General features: G+C 69.0%; 18 protein-coding genes and 1 tRNA gene. 12 read left to right on the forward strand and 7 right to left on the reverse strand.

All coding sequences use genetic code 11. From position 1 onward, the window contains the following. Window positions 1-65: 65 nt before the first annotated feature. Window positions 66-1,778 carry a 30S ribosomal protein S1 gene (gene rpsA, locus FV242_RS01505; protein WP_147853718.1) on the reverse strand — a complete coding sequence of 571 codons (1,713 nt, stop codon included), beginning with the start codon at window positions 1,776-1,778 and terminating at the stop codon, window positions 66-68. 792 nt (window positions 1,779-2,570) lie between these two features. Here rpsA and serA point away from each other — a divergent pair. Then, window positions 2,571-3,821: a phosphoglycerate dehydrogenase gene (gene serA / locus FV242_RS01515; RefSeq protein ID WP_147937778.1), complete on the forward strand. Its 1,251-nt coding sequence runs from the start codon at window positions 2,571-2,573 to the stop codon at window positions 3,819-3,821. A gap of 169 nt (window positions 3,822-3,990) precedes the next feature. Next, window positions 3,991-4,467: a hypothetical protein gene (locus FV242_RS01520; RefSeq protein WP_147937680.1), complete on the forward strand. Its 477-nt coding sequence runs from the start codon at window positions 3,991-3,993 to the stop codon at window positions 4,465-4,467. Window positions 4,468-4,502: 35 nt separating this feature from the next. Here the strand turns inward: FV242_RS01520 and FV242_RS34280 are convergent, their stop codons facing one another. Further along, entirely contained in the window at window positions 4,503-4,649 is a 147-nt protein-coding gene (locus FV242_RS34280) for a hypothetical protein (protein ID WP_187193566.1), read from the reverse strand. 325 nt (window positions 4,650-4,974) lie between these two features. Between FV242_RS34280 and FV242_RS01525 the strand changes: the two genes are divergently transcribed. After that, window positions 4,975-5,190 carry a hypothetical protein gene (locus FV242_RS01525; RefSeq protein ID WP_147906083.1) on the forward strand — a complete coding sequence of 72 codons (216 nt, stop codon included), beginning with the start codon at window positions 4,975-4,977 and terminating at the stop codon, window positions 5,188-5,190. Between the two features lie 195 nt (window positions 5,191-5,385). On the opposite strand, the gene FV242_RS01530 is transcribed toward FV242_RS01525, so the two are convergent. The 3 genes from FV242_RS01530 to FV242_RS01540 all read right to left on the reverse strand — a co-directional run bounded on the left by FV242_RS01530 (window position 5,386) and on the right by FV242_RS01540 (window position 7,519). Continuing rightward, a complete protein-coding gene (locus FV242_RS01530) occupies window positions 5,386-5,718 on the reverse strand; it encodes a hypothetical protein (RefSeq protein WP_147937681.1) in 333 nt (110 codons plus the stop codon). Between the two features lie 434 nt (window positions 5,719-6,152). Next, window positions 6,153-6,731 carry an NADPH-dependent FMN reductase gene (locus FV242_RS01535; protein WP_147937682.1) on the reverse strand — a complete coding sequence of 193 codons (579 nt, stop codon included), beginning with the start codon at window positions 6,729-6,731 and terminating at the stop codon, window positions 6,153-6,155. 197 nt (window positions 6,732-6,928) lie between these two features. Next, on the reverse strand, window positions 6,929-7,519 hold the full coding sequence (locus FV242_RS01540; RefSeq protein ID WP_147906086.1) for a cell wall anchor protein: 591 nt from the start codon (window positions 7,517-7,519) through the stop codon (window positions 6,929-6,931). A 569-nt stretch (window positions 7,520-8,088) separates the two neighbouring features. Between FV242_RS01540 and FV242_RS36025 the strand changes: the two genes are divergently transcribed. The 9 genes from FV242_RS36025 (at window position 8,089) to FV242_RS01580 (ending at window position 17,304) form a co-directional block, all read left to right on the forward strand. Further along, window positions 8,089-8,211 carry a hypothetical protein gene (locus FV242_RS36025; RefSeq protein WP_281407025.1) on the forward strand — a complete coding sequence of 41 codons (123 nt, stop codon included), beginning with the start codon at window positions 8,089-8,091 and terminating at the stop codon, window positions 8,209-8,211. 11 nt (window positions 8,212-8,222) lie between these two features. After that, the gene (locus tag FV242_RS01545) at window positions 8,223-8,324 is read left to right on the forward strand and encodes a K(+)-transporting ATPase subunit F (RefSeq protein ID WP_210247817.1); all 102 of its coding nucleotides are present in this window, start codon (window positions 8,223-8,225) and stop codon (window positions 8,322-8,324) included. A gap of 22 nt (window positions 8,325-8,346) precedes the next feature. Further along, entirely contained in the window at window positions 8,347-10,062 is a 1,716-nt protein-coding gene (gene kdpA, locus FV242_RS01550; RefSeq protein WP_147937683.1) for a potassium-transporting ATPase subunit KdpA, read from the forward strand. 1 nt (window position 10,063) lies between these two features. Next, the gene (locus FV242_RS01555; RefSeq protein ID WP_147937684.1) at window positions 10,064-10,261 is read left to right on the forward strand and encodes a hypothetical protein; all 198 of its coding nucleotides are present in this window, start codon (window positions 10,064-10,066) and stop codon (window positions 10,259-10,261) included. A 55-nt stretch (window positions 10,262-10,316) separates the two neighbouring features. Further along, window positions 10,317-12,407, forward strand: coding sequence for a potassium-transporting ATPase subunit KdpB (gene kdpB / locus FV242_RS01560; RefSeq protein ID WP_147937685.1), 2,091 nt, complete (start codon window positions 10,317-10,319; stop codon window positions 12,405-12,407). A 22-nt stretch (window positions 12,408-12,429) separates the two neighbouring features. Next, window positions 12,430-13,035, forward strand: coding sequence for a K(+)-transporting ATPase subunit C (locus FV242_RS01565; RefSeq protein WP_147937686.1), 606 nt, complete (start codon window positions 12,430-12,432; stop codon window positions 13,033-13,035). A 291-nt stretch (window positions 13,036-13,326) separates the two neighbouring features. Continuing rightward, on the forward strand, window positions 13,327-13,710 hold the full coding sequence (locus FV242_RS01570) for a nuclear transport factor 2 family protein (protein ID WP_147937687.1): 384 nt from the start codon (window positions 13,327-13,329) through the stop codon (window positions 13,708-13,710). Window positions 13,711-13,861: 151 nt separating this feature from the next. Further along, window positions 13,862-16,579 (forward strand): sensor histidine kinase KdpD, encoded by a 2,718-nt coding sequence (locus tag FV242_RS01575; protein WP_147937688.1) that lies wholly within the window; start codon window positions 13,862-13,864, stop codon window positions 16,577-16,579. Then, window positions 16,576-17,304 (forward strand): response regulator, encoded by a 729-nt coding sequence (locus tag FV242_RS01580; protein WP_147937689.1) that lies wholly within the window; start codon window positions 16,576-16,578, stop codon window positions 17,302-17,304. Before FV242_RS01575 ends, FV242_RS01580 begins: the two co-directional genes overlap by 4 nt. A gap of 19 nt (window positions 17,305-17,323) precedes the next feature. On the opposite strand, the gene FV242_RS01585 is transcribed toward FV242_RS01580, so the two are convergent. Both FV242_RS01585 and FV242_RS01590 read right to left on the reverse strand, forming a co-directional pair. Further along, the gene (locus FV242_RS01585; protein WP_147937690.1) at window positions 17,324-17,542 is read right to left on the reverse strand and encodes a hypothetical protein; all 219 of its coding nucleotides are present in this window, start codon (window positions 17,540-17,542) and stop codon (window positions 17,324-17,326) included. Window positions 17,543-17,855: 313 nt separating this feature from the next. Further along, window positions 17,856-17,931: transfer RNA gene (locus FV242_RS01590), tRNA-Asn, on the reverse strand. Window positions 17,932-18,279: the final 348 nt, after the last annotated feature.

An 18,279-nucleotide genomic window follows, 5' to 3' on the forward strand; every position in this document is an offset into this window, starting at 1 on the left:
GCGCAGGCTTTTTTATTGATCCGAAGCCGCCGCCCGGCTGAACCGGGCGGCGAAACCATCGGGTCTCACTCGTCGTCGGTGCGGGCCTTCTTGAAGGCCGCGCCGAGGATGTCGCCCAGCGAGGCACCGGAATCGGCGGAGCCGAACTGGGCCATCGCCTCCTTCTCCTCAGCCACTTCCAGAGCCTTAATCGAGACCTGGACGCGGTGGGCCTTGCGGTCGAACTGCACGACGCGGGCATCGAACTTCTCGCCGGCGGCGAAACGCTCGGGCCGCTGGTCGCCGCGGTCGCGGGCGAGTTCGGCGCGGCGGACGAAGGTGGTCATGTCGGTGTCGACGATCTTCACTTCGACGCCCGAATCCTTCACCTCGACGACTTCGCAGGTGACGATCTGACCCTTCTTGATCTCGCCGGCCTCGGCGAAGGGGTCACCGCCGAGCTGCTTCACGCCCAGCGAGATCCGCTCCTTCTCGACGTCGACGTCGAGAACCTGGGCGCGGACCATGTCGCCCTTCTTGAACTCCTCGATGACCTGCTCGCCGGGACGGTTCCAGTCGAGATCCGACAGGTGGACCATGCCGTCGACATCGCCTTCGAGGCCGATGAACAGGCCGAACTCGGTCTTGTTCTTGACCTCGCCCTCGACCTCGGAGCCGACCGGGTGCTTCTCGGAGAAGGCCTCCCAGGGGTTCTGCAGGGTCTGCTTGAGGCCCAGCGAGATGCGGCGCTTGACCGGATCGACTTCCAGGATCTGGACCTCGACCTCCTGAGAGGTGGAGACGATCTTGCCCGGATGGACGTTCTTCTTGGTCCAGCTCATCTCGGAGACGTGGATCAGACCCTCGATCCCCGGCTCCAGCTCCACGAAGGCGCCGTAATCGGTGATGTTGGTCACGCGGCCCTTGAGCTTGGCGCCCTCCGGGTAGCGGGCGGCGATGCCCTCCCACGGATCGGCGAGCAGCTGCTTGATACCGAGCGAGATCCGGTGCGTCTCGTGGTTGATCTTGATGATCTTGACCTTGACCGTCTGGCCGATGGTCACGACCTCGGACGGATGGTTCACGCGGCGCCACGCCATGTCGGTGACGTGGAGCAGGCCGTCGATGCCGCCGAGATCGACGAAGGCGCCGTACTCGGTGATGTTCTTGACGACGCCGTCGATGACCTGACCTTCCTCGAGGTTGGCCACCAGCTCCGAGCGCTGCTCGGCGCGGCTCTCTTCGAGCACGGTGCGGCGCGACACGACGATGTTGCCGCGGCGGCGATCCATCTTGAGGATCTGGAACGGCTGCGGGGTGCCGAGCAGCGGGGTGACGTCGCGAACCGGACGGATGTCGACCTGCGAGCGCGGCAGGAACGCCACGGCGCCGTCGAGGTCGACGGTGTAGCCGCCCTTGACCTGGTTGAAGATCGTGCCGGTGACGCGGTCGTTGTTCTCGAACGACTTCTCGAGCTTGACCCAGCTCTCCTCGCGGCGCGCCTTGTCGCGCGAGATCACGGCTTCGCCGAGCGCGTTCTCGATCCGGTCGACGTAGACCTCGACCTCGTCGCCGACCTTCAGCTCGCCTTCCCGGCCGGGGCCGGTGAATTCCTTGAGTGCGACACGGCCTTCCGTCTTGGCGCCGATGTCGATGACGGCCACGTCCTTCTCGATCGCGACGACGCGACCCTTGACGACGGACCCTTCGGTGATCTCGTGCTCGAGGAAGCTCTCCTCGAGGAGGGCGGCGAAATCATCGCGGCTCGGGCCACGCCCCAGAGCGGTACCTGCGGTCATTCTCTCTCCTGAACGGCCCCCATCGGAGGCCCTTTGCGTCGGCGGCTCGCGTTGCACGCACCCCCGGTTCGCCGCGGCCGCTCCCGAAACCTTGAGGGAGAGGCGGCCGGTCCCGCGGGATCCGGCTTGCCGACGCGTCGATACGGATGACGAGGGCGATCCAGCCGGCGACGCGGCGGGCGCACAGAAAATGAGCGCGCGCGAGCGGAATCCGGGAGGACGCGCGCTCCTTACAGCATCGGCTTAACGACTTCAACCGAGCGGGATTTCCTGCTCGCGGCCGCTCCAGTCAGGCCGCCTGCGCCAAGACCGCCTGGGTCTCCTCGACCGCGTCGGTATGGGCGTCGAACCGAACGAGGTAGGCAGTCCCGAAACGGTGTCAGCGCTCAATCGGTAGCGTCGCGGCCCCGGACCATCACGATCCGCGGCTGGTCGGCCGGGCGTCGTACATGTACCGGTAGCCGCCCTTGGGGCCTTCCAGATAGACGTCGCGCGATAGACCTCGAACCACGCAGCAAAATCCATCGGCGCCGGGTCCTTCGGCACGTCGATCTGTCAGTGGTTCCGTTCGCTCGACTGTTGTCGTCCATCGACGGTGCTTGAATATGCAGCACGCGATGCCGTCCGTCCGGGTGGTCTGCTCCGGATGCACATCCGCGGCGCAGACCTGCCGTGCCCGGCCTCATGTTGCATCGCACAGGGCAGAACCGTAACGCTGCCCGCGATGCAGATCTGCGGATCGGCCCCGGCGCTGCGGCGCGCGACCGTACCGCCGCCGGACGAACGATGCCTATGACGCTCGACAAGCTCTCCCTGCCCAAGGACAAGATCCGGATCCTGCTGCTCGAAGGCATCAACGACAGCGCCGTCGCGCTGATGCAGGCGGCCGGCTACACCAACCTCACCCGGCTGCCGAAGGCGCTGGACCGCGAGGCGCTGCACCAGGCCCTCCAGGGCGTGCACATGGTGGGCATCCGCTCGCGCACGCAGCTCGACGCGGCGGCCTTCGAGGTCGCGGACCGGCTGCTGGCGGTGGGCTGCTTCTCGGTCGGCACCAATCAGGTCGATCTGGAGGCCGCGCGCCATCGCGGCATCCCGGTGTTCAACGCGCCGTTCTCCAACACCCGCTCGGTGGCGGAGCTGACGATCGGCGAGATCGTGATGCTCCTGCGCCGGATCGTGCCGCGCTCCGTCGGCGCCCATGCCGGCCGCTGGGACAAGTCGGCGGTGGGCTCGCTGGAGGTTCGCGGCAAGACGCTGGGCATCGTCGGCTACGGCAATATCGGCACGCAGCTCTCCACGCTCGCCGAGGCGATGGGCATGCGGGTGCTGTTCTACGACCACACCGACAAGCTGCGCCACGGCAACACCGAGCCGACCAAGACGCTGCACGATCTGCTGGCCCAGTGCGATGTGATCTCGCTCCACGTGCCCGAGACGGAGGCGACCGCCAACATGATCGGCGCGGCCGAGATCCGGGCGATGAAACCCGGCGCCTTCCTGATCAACAACGCCCGCGGTACCGTGGTCGACCTCGACGCCCTCGCGGCGGCCCTGCGCGACGGCCATCTCAAAGGCGCGGCCATCGACGTGTTCCCGGTGGAGCCCGGCTCCAACGCGGACACCTTCGAGAGCCCGCTGCAGGGCATCGAGAACGTGATCCTCACGCCCCATATCGGCGGATCGACCGAGGAGGCCCAGGAGCGCATCGGCGCCGAGGTCGCCCGTAAGCTGGTGGATTACTCCGATATCGGCTCGACGGTGGGGGCGGTGAACTTCCCGCAGGTCCAGCTTCCGGCCCGGCCGACCGGCACCCGGTTCATCCACGTGCAGCGCAACCTTCCGGGTATGCTCGGCCGCCTGAACGACGTGTTCTCCCGCAGCCACGTGAACATCGCCGCGCAGTCCTACCAGACCGACGGCGAGGTCGGCTACGTGGTGCTGGAGACCGACGCCACCAATGCCGACGCCGAGACGCTGCTCACCGAGATCCGCGCCATCCCGGGCACGATCCGGGCGCGCCTGCTCTACGAGCGCCGCTGAACCCAAGCCGATTTCATCCCAAGCCGATTTCGCGCCAAGCCGATTTCGCGCCGGCCGCATCGAACGCGGCCGCTGTTGCCGCGTTCGCCTTGCGCGGCGATGCCGGGCGTTGTTCAAGTCACGCCCGGCCGCGTTGCTGATGGATCGGCCGATCGGCGGAGGATGTGCGGTGACGAAGCGTATTGGATGCGGATTGGCCGGCGTCGCGCTCGGTCTGGTCGGACTGGTGGTGACCGTCTCCGATGCGTCCGCCGATTGCCTGCGCCGGATCTACAACCGCTCGACCTACGTGCTGGTCGCCCGCCAGGACGGCTCACCGCCCGCGACCCTGCTGCCGGGCCGGTCCCTGCCGGTGCGGCTGTCGCGGCCCGGCCAGATTGCGATCTCGGCGTATTGCGGGCTTCCGGAGGCCGGGGGCAGCCCGGTCACCCAGGCGACCTTCGATTACGAGGCCGTGCTCGATCGCTGCTTCGTCCGGTTCGGCAGCGACGAGTTCTTCGCGACGCAGCTCGGCCGGGGCTTCTTCGGGACGCAGGAGACCGCCCCCTTCACGGTCAACAACCCGCAGCAGGGCGACATCGTCCTCGGTCCCTCGGCCCTGCCCGCCTGCACGGTGCCGCGCGTGGTGCTCGACCGGCGCGGCTGAACCCGCGGCCGGCTCCCGCCCGCCGGGTCGATGCGTCAGAGGTAGTGCCGGAAGACGACCCGCCGGTCCTCGGCGGCGCCGGGCGGCGGAGCCGGCGTCAGGAACGGGCTGGCGAGCCGCAGCGCGATCAGGCTGAGCCCTGCAAGCACCGGGGCGACGTATCGGAACGGGCGAGCGAGCATGTGCGCCTCCGCCGCGACGTTGACGACTCAGGCGGAGACCTGAGTGCAGCCCTGACGCGTGCCGAAAGCATTGCACTCAACCGCCCGATCCGGCGTGCCGAAGCGCACATGCGGCGTCACGGGCGCGCACACGATCACCTGCGTGCCCTGGCTGCGTCCCGTGCGCGACGCTCATCCCTACGGTGACGGTCATCCGTTTGCGTCGGCGGCATCGCTGGCGCGTATCGCGGTGCCCTCCTATGGTAGCCCGATGCGGGGACTTCGCCGCGCGCACCGCGACGATGCTCCCCTGTGCCGAACCAACAGCGTGAACGAGGACGCGCGTATGCTGACCCAGACTGGCAACACGATCCTGCGTGGGGATCTCGGCGTCGAGGAGACCATCGAATCCGACAACATCGTCCGGTGGGATGGCGACCGGCTCTACGTCGAGCAGGACGTATTCCACAACGGCCAGCTCGTTCACCGCAAGTACCGCCGCACCGTGTCGGAGCCGGTGGCTCAGGCGCTCTGGGCGATCATCAACCGCGCCAAGCAGTGAGCGTCCGCCGGTAAGGCCAGCGCCGCGGGCGCAAGCATTCCGGGGCGGGCGCGCCACACGACTGCGCCCGCTCTCCCCTGCTTCCGACCACGCACGCAGCGTCGCCGTGCGGGACTTGGTGTCCTGGTAGACGTCGCGACGATCAGGCGTCTTGGAAGCGACTTGCCGTCTGGATCGGCTATCGCGCAGTCCTGCTTATGCAGCGACCACGTTCAGGGGCGCAGCCGCGGAGAGCACGTCCGTCTGACGGGCGTCGAGGCGGCTGTGGACGTTGTCGAACGCACTCCGCACCGTCGCGCTGGCATCCTCGACCGCGACCAGCACGGCCAGCTTCTGGGCGCTGGCACGATCCGCGAGGCTGCGGGCCGCCGAGAGCAGCGAGTGTTCCAGGCTCTGGAATTCAGCCGTCGCCTCTTTTCCAGCCTCGCGGGTCGCCGCTGCCAGACGCTCAAGCGCCGCCTCTAGGGCATGACGCAGGACAAGCGTTCGCACGCGCTCCTGAAGGAGCGCCCTCTCGTCGAGTTTCATTGGGCCAAGTCCGCGACTGGGAACAGAAAGAAGATCTCACACTTTCCCGAACCGCGCAGCCACCTTTTTGCAACAGCGAAATACAGTTCCTCTTTTCGAGAATCGATCAGTGTGGGACACGGTCGCTTCACGGTCGAATTTGATATTGTCGATTGATCGATATCTTATCAGTCAACGACGGAAAAATAGGCTTATGAGAAGGATTCGTCCCTAAGATCTTTGGGCGCTCGGCGCATTCACCCCGCAGAAAGTCAATGGCGAACGGGGGCCGATGGCTTTGGTGCCCGGCCGGTTCGGGCCCCGTCCTGTACGATGCGAGCCCGCGGAGATGACCCGTTCGCTACAGGAACAGGCCACCTGTGTCCGGACCGGATTTTCGGATTTGCGTAGGTCGCGCGACGACCTTCGAAGGCCGCGTATTGCGCGATGGACGCTCAGTAAGAAGTCCCGCGCAGACGCCGCGCGTGCAGGGCCTCGGCATACCATTCCAACTCGTCGAGGAACCGCCCGGCCGCCTTCTCGATCCAGTCATCCGCCGGCGTGCCGTCCTCCCCAATCACCTTCTGCAGTCGCGGGATCGGCAGCAGCGATGGAATGCTGGGCATTCCCAGCTCGGCGAGCATGGCGCGGAGCGGCATCGCCGCCCGGACTCCCCCGAACTGTCCGGCCGAGTAGCAGCAGATCGCCGACGGCCGCCAGTAATACTCTTCGAGGAAGTGGTCGAGAGTGTTCGAGAGAGCCGGCGGAACGCCGTGATTGTACTCGGCCGAGACCATCAGGAAGGCGTCCGCTTGGCGATAGAGGGTGGCGAGACGCTCCAACGGCTCCGGGGCGGTGCCGGCTGGATATTCCTTGTACATCCGGTCGAGCAGCGGGAGCTTGAGTTCGGCGGGATCGACCAGCGGGGCGCTGTGGCCGCGCGCTTCGAGCCGGGCGATCAGGAACCTTGCCGCACGGATGCCGATGCGGTCGGTGCGGACGCTGCCGAGGATGACGGGAACGGTGAGAGGCATGGCGATCTCCGGGCCGGCCGACGATGCCTGAAACCTAGTTCACCATCCCGGATGCCGCATCCCCGCTGCTGCGATGCGGTATCGATCGTCCCGGGGAGGCGTCTTGGCGAACTGCCGCTCCGCTTCGAGGCGATGCTTGCGTCGTCTCCGGTCTGCGATCCAGACCGCGGACGTCACGGAGCGCGCGGCCCGTCCGATCAGGTCTTCGACGTGGTCGAGAGGGCGGAGGCCGCGAGGCCGACCGGCCCGGCTGCGGTGTAGGCGGCAATCGCCTTCGTCACCTGCTGCAGCAAAGCCTGCAGGCCATCCTGGATTCCGCCGGACGCATCGGTCTCGCCTGTCGCCGCACCGGAATTCGCCGCGACCGCGGCGCTGCTGGACGCCGCGGAGCCGGAGCCATCGGGGCCGGCGGCGCGGGCATGATGCCCGTGATGGCGATGGGCTGGCGCGGCATCGCCCTGGCTCTGGCCTCCATCCGAACCGTCGCTCGATGCCTCGGTGATGCTCTGCGCGGACGCGGGTGCCGCGAAGCCGCCCTGCGCGCTGATCTGGCTGAAGTCGGACTGCACCTTCAGCAGCGACGCCATCAGGTCGTTCGACAGCCCCGGGCTGGACGCCGTGCTGCCGGAAGCGGTCGTGGCCGCCGTGCCGGCTGACGGACTCGCGCCGTCGCTCGGCACCGCGAACGCGCTCGCGTCGGTCTGCTGGGCCGACGCACCGCGCGTCTGACGCAGGGCGCTAATGAGGTCCCGCTGGAGGCTGCTGCTCGTGACCGAACCGACCGACATAATACGTCCTCGTGAAATCCTTTCTCGGGACGATGCACGCCGCGGTCCAGATATTTGCCTGTGATTTCAACGATTGAGACGGGCGGTGGGCCGGCAGGATCCGCCACCCGGCAGCTTTTGCCGGCTCGGGGGCAGCGGCTTGGCTCGGGCGGACCGCCCAGCGCGCGTCCCCTCTCCCTGCAAACACGCGGCTTCACAGAACGCGGGCCGGATGATTCTGCACCGGGAGAGAAGTGGTTCCGAAGGGGACACGCCCATCCCCCTTTACGGGGAAGGATGCCCTTGGGGCCACCGGGACGAAATCCCGCAAGTGGGGAGCGACGGCGCAGACCCCCCCGCAAAGGGTGGGGGGAGACGCGCCCGCGGTTAGCCTTGGCCCCCTCCGGCAGCGATGGGTGAACCCGACGGCCCGCACGGGAGAGCGGGCCATCCGCGGCCTGCGGGCCCGATGAAGGCACGACCCCACCCCGCCGATCCTCATGCGATCCTAATAAGATCGCCCGCCTCTCCATCTCGAACCCTAACGCGGTTCCCGCCCACAATCCGGGTCGGCCGGGATCGGTCGCGGCATGGCCGCCGACCGCCCGCAGGACCGAAACGGACCCGTCATGCTCGACCTCATCTTCATCGCCGCGGGACTGGCCTTCTTCGCCCTCAGCGAAGGCTACGCCGTCCTCTGCGACCGCCTCTGACGAGGCGCCCAATGACCTTTGCCATGACCCTCGACCTGACCCTCGGCGCGCTCGTGACCCTCGGTCTGCTCGGTTACCTCACCTACGCCCTCGTCCGCCCCGAGCGGTTCTGAACGGCACGGACGGACCCCTCCCATGACCCTCAACGGCTGGATGCAGATCGCGCTGTACTGCGCGGTCGTCTTGGCGCTCGTGAAGCCCCTCGGCCTCTACATGTCGCGCGTCTTCAACGGAGAGCGTACGCTCCTGTCGCCGATCGTTGCGCCGGTGGAGCGCGCCCTCTACCGCGTCGCCGGCATCGACGCCCGGCAGGAGCAGCACTGGCTCGCCTATGCGGGCGGGGTGATCCTGTTCCACCTGCTCGGATTCGCGGTGCTGTACGCGATCCTGCGGCTGCAGGCGTTCCTGCCGCTCAACCCGGCCGAGCAGGCCGCCGTGGCGCCGGACCTCGCCTTCAACACGGCCACGAGCTTCGTCACCAACACCAACTGGCAGGCCTACGGGGGCGAGACCACGCTCTCGTACCTGGCCCAGATGCTCGGGCTCACGCACCAGAACTTCCTGTCGGCGGCCACCGGCATCGCGGTCGCGGTGGCGCTGATCCGCGGCTTCGCCCGGGCCTCCACCGGCACCATCGGGTCGTTCTGGGTCGACGTCACCCGGGCGACCCTCTACGTCCTCGTGCCGCTCTGCATCCCGTACGCGCTGTTCCTGGTCTGGCAGGGCGTCCCGCAGACGCTCGGCGCCTCGGTCGACGCCACCACGCTGGAAGGGGCAAGGCAGACCATCGCGATCGGCCCGGTGGCGAGCCAGGTCGCGATCAAGATGCTCGGCACCAACGGCGGCGGCTTCTTCAACGCCAACGCCGCGCATCCGTTCGAGAACCCGACCGCGCTGTCGAACTTCGTCCAGATGGTGTCGATCTTCGCGATCGGGGCCGCCCTGACCAACGTGTTCGGCCGCATGGTCGGGGACGAGCGCCAGGGCTGGGCGATCCTCGCCGCGATGGGGATCCTGTTCCTCGCGGGCGTCCTCGTTACCTACTGGGCGGAGGCTCAGGGCAGCCCGGTGCTCAACAGCCTCGGCTTCGCGGGCGGGAACTTGGAGGGCAAGGAGATCCGCTTCGGCATCGCTGCCTCGGCGCTGTTCGCGGTGGTGACCACGGCGGCGTCCTGCGGCGCGGTCAACGCCATGCACGACAGCTTCACGGCGCTCGGCGGCATGATCCCGCTGATCAACATGCAGCTCGGCGAAGTCGTCATCGGCGGCGTCGGGGCCGGCCTCTACGGCATGCTGGTCTTCGTCATCGTGGCGATCTTCGTGGCCGGCCTGATGGTCGGGCGCACCCCCGAATATCTCGGCAAGAAGATCGAGGCGCGGGAGGTCAAGATGGCCATGCTCGGCATCCTGTGTCTGCCGCTGATGATGCTCGGCGGCACCGCCCTGGCGACCGTGCTGCCGGCGGGCCTCGCCGGGCCGGCCAATGCCGGGCCGCACGGTTTCACCGAGATCCTTTACGCCTACACCTCGGCTTCGGCCAACAACGGCTCGGCCTTCGGCGGGCTCACGGCCAACACGCTATTCTACAACAGCACCCTGGGCCTCGCGATGCTGGTCGGCCGGTTCTTCGTGAAGATCCCGGTGCTCGCCATCGCAGGCTCTCTCGCCGCCAAGAAGACGCTCCCGGCCTCGGCGGGCACGTTCCCGACCCATGGCGGGCTGTTCATCGGGCTGCTGGTCGGCGTGATCCTGATCGTCGGCGGACTGACCTTCTTCCCCTCCCTGGCGCTGGGACCGGTGGTCGAGCACCTCGCCGGTTCGGCCGGCCAGACCTTCGCCAGCGGAGGCTGAAATGCCGCGCACGCTCCCGACCCGGCGGATGCCGCGCCATCACCGCCTGCTTCACCGGACACCCCCGCTCCGGCACCGGGCCGGTGCGCCGCCGCCGCGGACCTCCGACCTCGTCCTGGCGCTGCTCGGCACCCTCCTGCTCGCCGCCTTCGCCCTGATGGCTGCCTGCGCGCTGACCGCCGGCACCCCCGCCCCCTGACGCATCCCGAGGCCCGCGCGACGGGCCTGCCCGCCCCGCTTCGGACACCCGACCCATGTCCCGCCAGACCGCATCCCTGTTCAGCCCTGCCCTCGTCGGGCCGGCGCTCATCGGCTCCGTCAAGAAACTCGATCCCCGCGCCATGATCCGCAACCCGGTCATGTTCGTGGTCGAGGTCGTGGCCGCGCTCACCTCCGTGCTGTTCGTCCGCGATGTCGCCACCGGCGCCGGCGACCTGCTGTTTTCCGGCCAGATCATCCTGTGGCTGTGGTTCACCCTGGTCTTCGCCAACTTCGCCGAGGCCCTGGCCGAGGGGCGCGGCAAGGCCCAGGCCGACAGCCTGCGGCGCACCCGCACCGAGACGATGGCCAAGCGCCTCACCGGTCCGGGCGGTCGCTACGAGACCGTCCCGGGCACCAGCCTCCGGGTCGGCGACGTGGTGCTGGTCGAGGCCGGCGACCTGATCCCCTCCGACGGCGAAGTAATCCAGGGTGTCGCCTCGGTCAACGAGGCGGCGATCACCGGCGAGTCCGCCCCGGTCATCCGCGAATCCGGCGGCGACCGCTCGGCGGTGACCGGCGGCACGCAGGTGCTCTCCGACGAGATCCGGGTCCGGATCACCGCGGCGGCGGGCTCGACCTTCGTCGACCGGATGATCGCCCTGGTCGAGGGCGCTTCGCGGCAGAAGACCCCGAACGAGATCGCCCTGAACATCCTGCTCGCCGGGCTCACCCTCGTGTTCGTCTTCGCGGTGGCCTCGATCCCGAGCTTCGCGTCCTATGCCGGCGGTGCGATCCCGCTGATCGTGCTCGTGGCACTGTTCGTCACCCTGATCCCGACCACGATCGGCGCCCTGCTCTCGGCCATCGGCATCGCCGGCATGGACCGGCTGGTGCGCTTCAACGTGCTCGCCCTGTCGGGCCGCGCCGTCGAGGCGGCGGGCGACGTCGACACCCTGCTGCTGGACAAGACCGGCACGATCACCCTGGGCAACCGCCAGGCGACCGCGTTCCGGCCCGTGGCCGGCGTCACCGAGCAGGACCTGGCGGACGCGGCCCAGCTCGCCTCGCTGGCCGACGAGACCCCGGAGGGCCGCTCGATCGTGGTGCTGGCCAAGGACGCCTACGGCATCCGTGCCCGCGACATGGCTGGCCTCAACGCCAGCTTCGTGCCGTTCACCGCGCAGTCCCGCATGAGCGGTGTCGATCTCGATGGAATCTCCATCCGCAAGGGCGCGGTCGAGGCGGTGATCGCAGCGGTCTCGGCGCAGCCGATGGCGAGCCGTGGCTCGAACGCCGCCCTGGCCTATCGGCCGGAGGCGGAACCCGAAGCCGTCGCCGAGATCCGCGCCATCGCCGAGACGATCGCCAAGGCCGGCGGGACGCCGCTCGCGGTCGCCCGCGACGGCCGGCTCCTGGGTGTTGTCTACCTGAAGGACATCGTGAAGGGCGGCATCCGCGAGCGCTTCGCCGAGCTGCGCCGGATGGGCATCCGCACGGTGATGATTACCGGCGACAACCCGATGACCGCCGCCGCCATCGCCGCGGAGGCGGGCGTGGACGACTTCCTGGCCCAGGCCACCCCGGAGGACAAGCTGGCGCTGATCCGCCAGGAGCAGGCGCAGGGCAAGCTCGTCGCCATGTGCGGCGACGGCACCAACGATGCCCCTGCCCTCGCCCAGGCCGATGTCGGCGTCGCCATGAACACCGGCACAGTGGCGGCCCGCGAGGCCGGCAATATGGTCGATCTCGACAGCGACCCGACCAAGCTCATCGAGATCGTCGGCATCGGCAAGCAGTTGCTGATGACCCGCGGTGCCCTGACCACCTTCTCCATCGCCAACGACGTGGCGAAGTACTTCGCGATCATCCCGGCGATGTTCCTCGGGCTCTACCCGCAGCTCCAGGCGCTCAACGTCATGGGCCTCGCCTCGCCGCAGAGCGCGATCCTGTCGGCGATCATCTTCAACGCGCTGATCATCGTGGCGCTGATCCCCCTGGCGCTACGGGGTGTGACCTACCGGGCCGTCGGCGCCGCCGCGCTGCTTCGCCGGAACCTGCTGATCTACGGGCTCGGCGGCGTCCTGGTGCCGTTCGCCGCCATCAAGGCCATCGACCTCGCCGTCACCGCCCTGCACCTCGCCTGAACCGGTCCATCGGAGACCCGCCATGCTCAGCCAGCTTCGCCCCGCCCTCGTGCTCCTCACCATCCTGACGGCGATCACCGGCCTCGCCTACCCGCTCGCCGTGACCGGCCTCGCCGGCCTCATCTTCCCGGCCCGTGCCGCCGGCAGCCTGATCGCACGCGACGGTCAGGTGATCGGCTCGGCCCTGATCGGCCAGAGTTTTACCGGCGCCGCCTACTTCCACGGCCGCCCCTCGGCCACCAGCGCGCCGGACCCGGCCGACCCGTCCAAGACCGTGCCGGCGCCCTACAACGCGTCCAACTCCTCCGGATCCAACCTCGGCCCGACCAGCGCGGCGCTGGCCGGGCGGGTCAAGAGCGACCGGGATGCGCTGACTTCGGAGAATCCGGGCCACCCTGTCCCAGTCGATCTCGCCACGGCAAGCGGTTCGGGCCTCGACCCGGATATCTCGCCCGACGCCGCCCTGTTCCAGGTGCCGCGGGTCGCCAAGGCCCGCAACCAGCCCGAGGACCGCCTGCGCCAGCTCGTCGCCGCGCTGATCGAGGGCCGCACGCTCGGGCTGCTCGGCGAGCCACGGGTGAACGTGCTGGCGCTGAACCTCGCGCTGGATGAGTTGGGTCGGCGCTGAAAGGCCATCCAGGACGCTCGGCATCGTCCCCGATCCATCCCCGCGGGACGATGCATCTGCTTCGACGGCCGTCGGCCTGACGGATCGGATGGCCGAGACAGCTCGAGAGGCGACATCTCGTGAGCCGGTTTCTCGAAGCGACCTCACTCCAACCCTCGGGCTGAACGGTATTTACAGGCGACCCACATTGGTATCGTGGTCGATGGACGGGCGCCACAGGCTTTCCCGCCCGGATGCGCGTACGGGTGACTGGCCCGTATCCGCCGCGATCGTCAGCACTCTCGGGGTGTCATGAGTGACCTTGTGCAGAGAAAGGCGGACGTGATCGCCTTCTACGAGCTGATGTTCAACGATTGCCGGCCGCGGGAGGCGATCGAGCGTTACGCTGGGGCCGAGTACGTTCAGCACAATCCGCATGTGGCCACCGGCAAAGACGGGTTCATCAGCTATTTCGAACGCATGGCGCGGGAATGGCCTGGCAAGCGCGTCGCGATCAAGCGCGCCGTCGCCGAGGGCGAGTTCGTGGTTCTCCACTGCCTCCAGCATTGGCCGGGCGGGGATGACTACGCCACCATGGATATGTTCCGGCTCGATGCTGGTGGGAAGATCGTCGAGCACTGGGACGTGCTGCAAATCCTGCCGGAAACCGCCGCCAATCCCAATGGCATGTTCTGACGAGGCGACACGAATTTTTTACCCCACCTCCACCTGCCCTACGACCTGCAACGTGGAAGGGGTTGTCGGGTGCGAGACCGGAGCGGCGGCAATCCGGCCCGTTGCGGACCCCATACGCGTCGCGCTGACCGCGGTCACGCCTGAAGGAACCATGCCCGAGACCGGCCGAGACCCGTCCCGTCCCACCCCCGAGGCGCTGCTGGAGACGGCGCGCCGGGAGACTCCGACTCGCGGACGGCTAAAGGTTTTCCTGGGGGCCGCCCCCGGGGTCGGCAAGACCTACGAGATGCTCACCATCGGCCGCGCTCGGCGCGAAGCCGGCATCGACGTGGTGGTGGGCGTCGTCGAGACCCACGGCCGGGCCGAGACCGAGGCGCTGCTCGACGGGTTTACGATCGTGCCGCGCCGCACCGTGCCCTACCACGGCACCACCCTCGACGAGATGGACCTCGACGCCCTGCTGGCCCTCAGGCCGGCCCTCGCGCTGGTGGACGAGCTTGCCCACACCAACGCCCCCGGCTCGCGCCACCCGAAGCGCTACCAGGATGTCGAGGAACTGCTCGACGCCGGCATCGACGTCTACACGACGCTCAACATCCAGCACGTCGAGAGCCTGAACGACGTGGTGGCGCAGATCACCCGCATCCGCGTGCGCGAGACCGTGCCGGACGGCATTCTGGACCGGGCGGACGACATCGAGGTGGTCGACCTCAACCCGGACGACCTGATCCAGCGGCTCAAGGACGGCAAGGTCTACGTGCCGACCAACGCCGAGCGCGCCCTGAAGCACTACTTCTCCCGGGGCAACCTCACGGCCCTGCGCGAGCTCGCCCTGCGCCGCACCGCCGACCGGGTCGACGACGAACTCGTCAGCCACATGCAGGCCAACGCCATCGCGGGGCCCTGGAGCGCCGGCGAGCGGGTGCTGGTCTGCATCAGCGCCGATCCGCGCTCGGCCGGCCTGGTGCGCTACGCCAAGCGCGTCGCCGACCGGCTGCACGCGCCCTGGACAGCTCTGTTCATCGAGGCACCGCGCGGCGGCTCCGGCAGCGAGGCGGCGCGCGACCGGATCGCCGAGACCCTGCGGCTAGCCGACCGGCTCGGTGGCGATGCCGTGACGCTGCCGGGCGGCCGGCGCGTCGCCGACGACATCCTGGCCTATGCCCGCTCGGCCAACGTCAACCACATCGTGGTCGGCAAGGCGGCGCGCTCCTGGATCTTCGAGCTGGTCAACGGCTCGGTGGTCCACGACCTCGTGCGCCGCAGCGGCAACATCAGCGTCCACGTGGTGCCGGGCGAAGCCGTGCCGGCCGAGGCTCCGGCGCGCCGGCCGGTCGCCACCGCCGCCCCGGCCGCGACCTTCGAGCCCGGCCCCTACGGGATGGCTGTCCTCGCTTCCGCGGTGGCGCTCGGGGCGGCACTCGTGCTCCAGCCCTATACCGGCATCGAGAATGCCGACCTGATGCTGCTCACCGCCGTGGTCGCGGTCGCCGTGCGCTGGGGGCTCGGGCCGTCGCTCGCCGCGGTGGTCACGGCCTCGCTGGCCTACAACTTCTTCTTCCTGCCGCCGGTCTACACCTTCACCATCGCCGACCCGACCAACGTCGCGGCGTTCCTGCTGTTCACGCTGGTAGCCGTGCTGGTCTCGAACCTCGCCGCCCGGGCCCGCCGCATCGCCATGATCAGCCAGGGCCGGGCCACCTCAACGGAGCGGTTGTTCGGCTTCTCGCGCAAGCTCGCGGGGTGCGGCACCCTGGACGACGTCCTCTGGGCCACCTGCGCGCAGGTGGCCGCCATGCTCAAGGTGCGGGTGGTCCTGCTGCTGCCGGACGGCAAGCCCGTCACCGTCCGGGCCGGCTACCCGCCCGAGGACCGGCTCGATGCCGCCGACCTCGCGGCGGCCCAATGGGCCTTCGACAACGACCGCCCGGCCGGGCGCGGTGCCGACACCCTGCCGGGCGCCAAGCGGCTGTTCCTGCCGATGCGTACCGGGCGCGGCACGATCGGGGTGATCGGCCTCGACGCGGACGGCAACGGCCCGATCCTGACCCAGGAGGGGCGCCGGCTGCTCGATGCGCTGGCCGATATGGGCGCCCTCGCCATCGAGCGGGTGCGGCTGGTGGAGGATCTCGATCGGGCCGAGCGCGCCGCCGAGACCGACCGCCTGCGCCAGGCGCTCCTGACCTCGATCAGCCATGATCTGCGGACCCCGCTGGCCTCCGTCCTCGGGGCTGCCAGCACGCTGCGCGACCTCGACGCCGACCTCGGCTCCGAGGCCAAGGCGGAGCTGCTGGCGACGATCATCGCGGAATCCGAGCGGCTGAACTGTTTCATCGCCAACCTGCTCGATATGACCCGATTGGAGGCGGGCGCGGTGGCCCCGACCCTCGCCCCCCAGGACGTCGCCGAGACCGTCGACACCGCCCTGCGCCGGGTCGAGCCGGTGCTGGCCGACCATCGGGTCACGGTCGACCTCGCGCCCGATCTGCCGGTGCTCCGCTTCGATCCGGTCCTGTTCGAGCAGGTGCTGGTCAACCTGCTCGACAACGCCGCCAAATATGCACCGGCCGGCTCGACCGTGACGGTCCGGGCCCGCCGAGAGGGCGACCGGGTGCGGCTGGACATCATCGACGAGGGCGACGGCCTGCCCGAGACGGAGGTCGAGAGGGTGTTCGACAAGTTCTACCGGGTGCGCAAGAGCGACCGGGTCCGGGCCGGCACCGGGCTCGGGCTGGCCATCGCGCGCGGCTTCGTCGAGGCGATGGGCGGCACCGTCACGGCCGCCAACCGGCGCGACCGCCTGGGGGCGGTCTTCACCGTGACGCTGCCGGTCCCGGCCCGGACCACGCCGAAGGACATCGCCGCATGAGCCCGACCATCCTGGTCATCGACGACGAGCCGCCGATCCGGAAGTTGCTGCGCACGGGGCTGTCCACGCAGGGCTATGCGATCCTGGAGGCGCCGAACGCCGCGACCGCCCTCGACGTGCTGGGGCGCGAGCGGGTGAATCTCGTCATCCTTGATCTCGGGCTCCCCGACATGCGCGGCCACGACCTGCTGCGGGCGATCCGGGCCCGCCATCCCGAGCTGCCCGTGGTGGTGCTGTCGAGCCGCACCGACGAGGGCGGCAAGGTCGACGCCCTCGACCTCGGCGCGGACGACTACGTGACCAAGCCGTTCGGCATGGCGGAGTTGCTGGCTCGGCTGCGCGCCGCCCTGCGCCACCAACTCGCCGTCCAGGGCGAGCGGCCGATCTTCCGAGTCGACCGGCTCTCGATCGACCTCGTGCGGCGGATCGTGAAGGTCGACGATGCCGAGGTGAAGCTCACCCCGCGCGAGTACGATTTCCTGCGCGTGCTGGTGTTGCATGCCGGCAAGGTGCTGACCCACGCGCAGCTGATGCAGGCGGTCTCGGTCTCCTCCGATCCGCAATACCTGCGCGTCTACATGCGCCAGCTCCGGCAAAAGCTGGAGGCCGACCCCGAACGCCCGCGCATCCTGCTGACCGAGACCGGTGTCGGCTACCGCCTGCGCGCGCCGGAGGACGAGCCGACCGTCTCTGAGAGCGGGCGGTCGCGCACCGGCGGCGCCTGAGAACAGGGCTTCGACCGGCTCAGAGCCGAAGCGCGATCCGTTCCGCCGAGACCTGCACGGCATCGGGGCGGTGATCGGTCTCCGCCGCCGCGTAGCCGTACGCCGCCTCTCGGCTGCGGAACAGGCCACCGGCCCGCCCGTGGATCTCGATGGCGACCCAGCGCCCCTCCGGGTCCTGGCCGACGATGAACCGGGCGGTGTCCCCCGCGGGGGCGACGATGGGGATGGTGGGCGACATCGGCTGACTGGGGTTCCCGCGATCCTCCAGGGATCGCACCCGGACGGTGGACCCGAACGCATGAGGGATCGAGCGGGACGCCCGGCCGATCTCATAAGGGTCGCGTTAAGATTCCGGGATGGGCCCGCCTGCGCCGCCCGTTGAGGGCGTGATCGGCGCCTCAGGTGACTCCGTTCGGAGCGGCGCCGGTCACAGTATGCGGCTTCCGGGTGGTCGTCTCGCGCGGTCCTGACAGCAAAGACGCGGCATCGCCTGCCGCAGTAAAGCCGTCGAAAGCTATTCGCGCAACGTCTTCAGGAGGTTAACTGGGTGATGGCTCCCCGAGCAGGACTCGAACCTGCGACAAGGCGATTAACAGTCGCCTGCTCTACCAACTGAGCTATCGGGGATCACGAGCGGGTCTCTACACACCAAGATCGCGGGACGCAAGACCCTGAATGACGCGATCGGCACCGATCGTCTGGGCGCCCCCTGAGCGCCCCTGGAGAAAGGTGGTTTGCCGGCGCTCGACCGGGCGCGGCGTGGCATTTTTACAACGGACATTTCGGGGGCGACGCAGCGGGAGGTGCCGGCAGAAGGTGCGGCGGCGGCAGCATGCCGAGGCCCATGGGAATTCGCGGGGTCATCCCATCGTCATGGCGGCCGCCTAGACGATGGGGCCGTCGCCATGCGCGCCTCGATGCCGATCCCGCGCCGTCCCGAACCGCAAGGCGCCTGTGCCGTGCCGTCCGGTGATG

It is taken from the genome of Methylobacterium sp. WL64 (assembly GCF_008039945.1).
GTDB lineage: Bacteria > Pseudomonadota > Alphaproteobacteria > Rhizobiales > Beijerinckiaceae > Methylobacterium.

Bases quoted from the DNA above. Each gene is read 5' to 3' on its own strand.
- rpsA (WP_147853718.1), bottom strand. From the start codon at position 1,778: ATGACCGCAGGTACCGCTCTGGGGCGTGGCCCGAGCCGCGATGATTTC.
- serA (WP_147937778.1), top strand. From the start codon at position 2,571: ATGACGCTCGACAAGCTCTCCCTGCCCAAGGACAAGATCCGGATCCTG.
- FV242_RS34280 (WP_187193566.1), bottom strand. From the start codon at position 4,649: ATGCTCGCTCGCCCGTTCCGATACGTCGCCCCGGTGCTTGCAGGGCTC.
- FV242_RS01525 (WP_147906083.1), top strand. From the start codon at position 4,975: ATGCTGACCCAGACTGGCAACACGATCCTGCGTGGGGATCTCGGCGTC.
- FV242_RS01530 (WP_147937681.1), bottom strand. From the start codon at position 5,718: ATGAAACTCGACGAGAGGGCGCTCCTTCAGGAGCGCGTGCGAACGCTT.
- FV242_RS01535 (WP_147937682.1), bottom strand. From the start codon at position 6,731: ATGCCTCTCACCGTTCCCGTCATCCTCGGCAGCGTCCGCACCGACCGC.
- FV242_RS01540 (WP_147906086.1), bottom strand. From the start codon at position 7,519: ATGTCGGTCGGTTCGGTCACGAGCAGCAGCCTCCAGCGGGACCTCATT.
- FV242_RS36025 (WP_281407025.1), top strand. From the start codon at position 8,089: ATGGCCGCCGACCGCCCGCAGGACCGAAACGGACCCGTCATGCTCGAC.
- FV242_RS01545 (WP_210247817.1), top strand. From the start codon at position 8,223: ATGACCTTTGCCATGACCCTCGACCTGACCCTCGGCGCGCTCGTGACC.
- kdpA (WP_147937683.1), top strand. From the start codon at position 8,347: ATGACCCTCAACGGCTGGATGCAGATCGCGCTGTACTGCGCGGTCGTC.
- FV242_RS01555 (WP_147937684.1), top strand. From the start codon at position 10,064: ATGCCGCGCACGCTCCCGACCCGGCGGATGCCGCGCCATCACCGCCTG.
- kdpB (WP_147937685.1), top strand. From the start codon at position 10,317: ATGTCCCGCCAGACCGCATCCCTGTTCAGCCCTGCCCTCGTCGGGCCG.
- FV242_RS01565 (WP_147937686.1), top strand. From the start codon at position 12,430: ATGCTCAGCCAGCTTCGCCCCGCCCTCGTGCTCCTCACCATCCTGACG.
- FV242_RS01570 (WP_147937687.1), top strand. From the start codon at position 13,327: ATGAGTGACCTTGTGCAGAGAAAGGCGGACGTGATCGCCTTCTACGAG.
- FV242_RS01575 (WP_147937688.1), top strand. From the start codon at position 13,862: ATGCCCGAGACCGGCCGAGACCCGTCCCGTCCCACCCCCGAGGCGCTG.
- FV242_RS01580 (WP_147937689.1), top strand. From the start codon at position 16,576: ATGAGCCCGACCATCCTGGTCATCGACGACGAGCCGCCGATCCGGAAG.
- FV242_RS01585 (WP_147937690.1), bottom strand. From the start codon at position 17,542: ATGTCGCCCACCATCCCCATCGTCGCCCCCGCGGGGGACACCGCCCGG.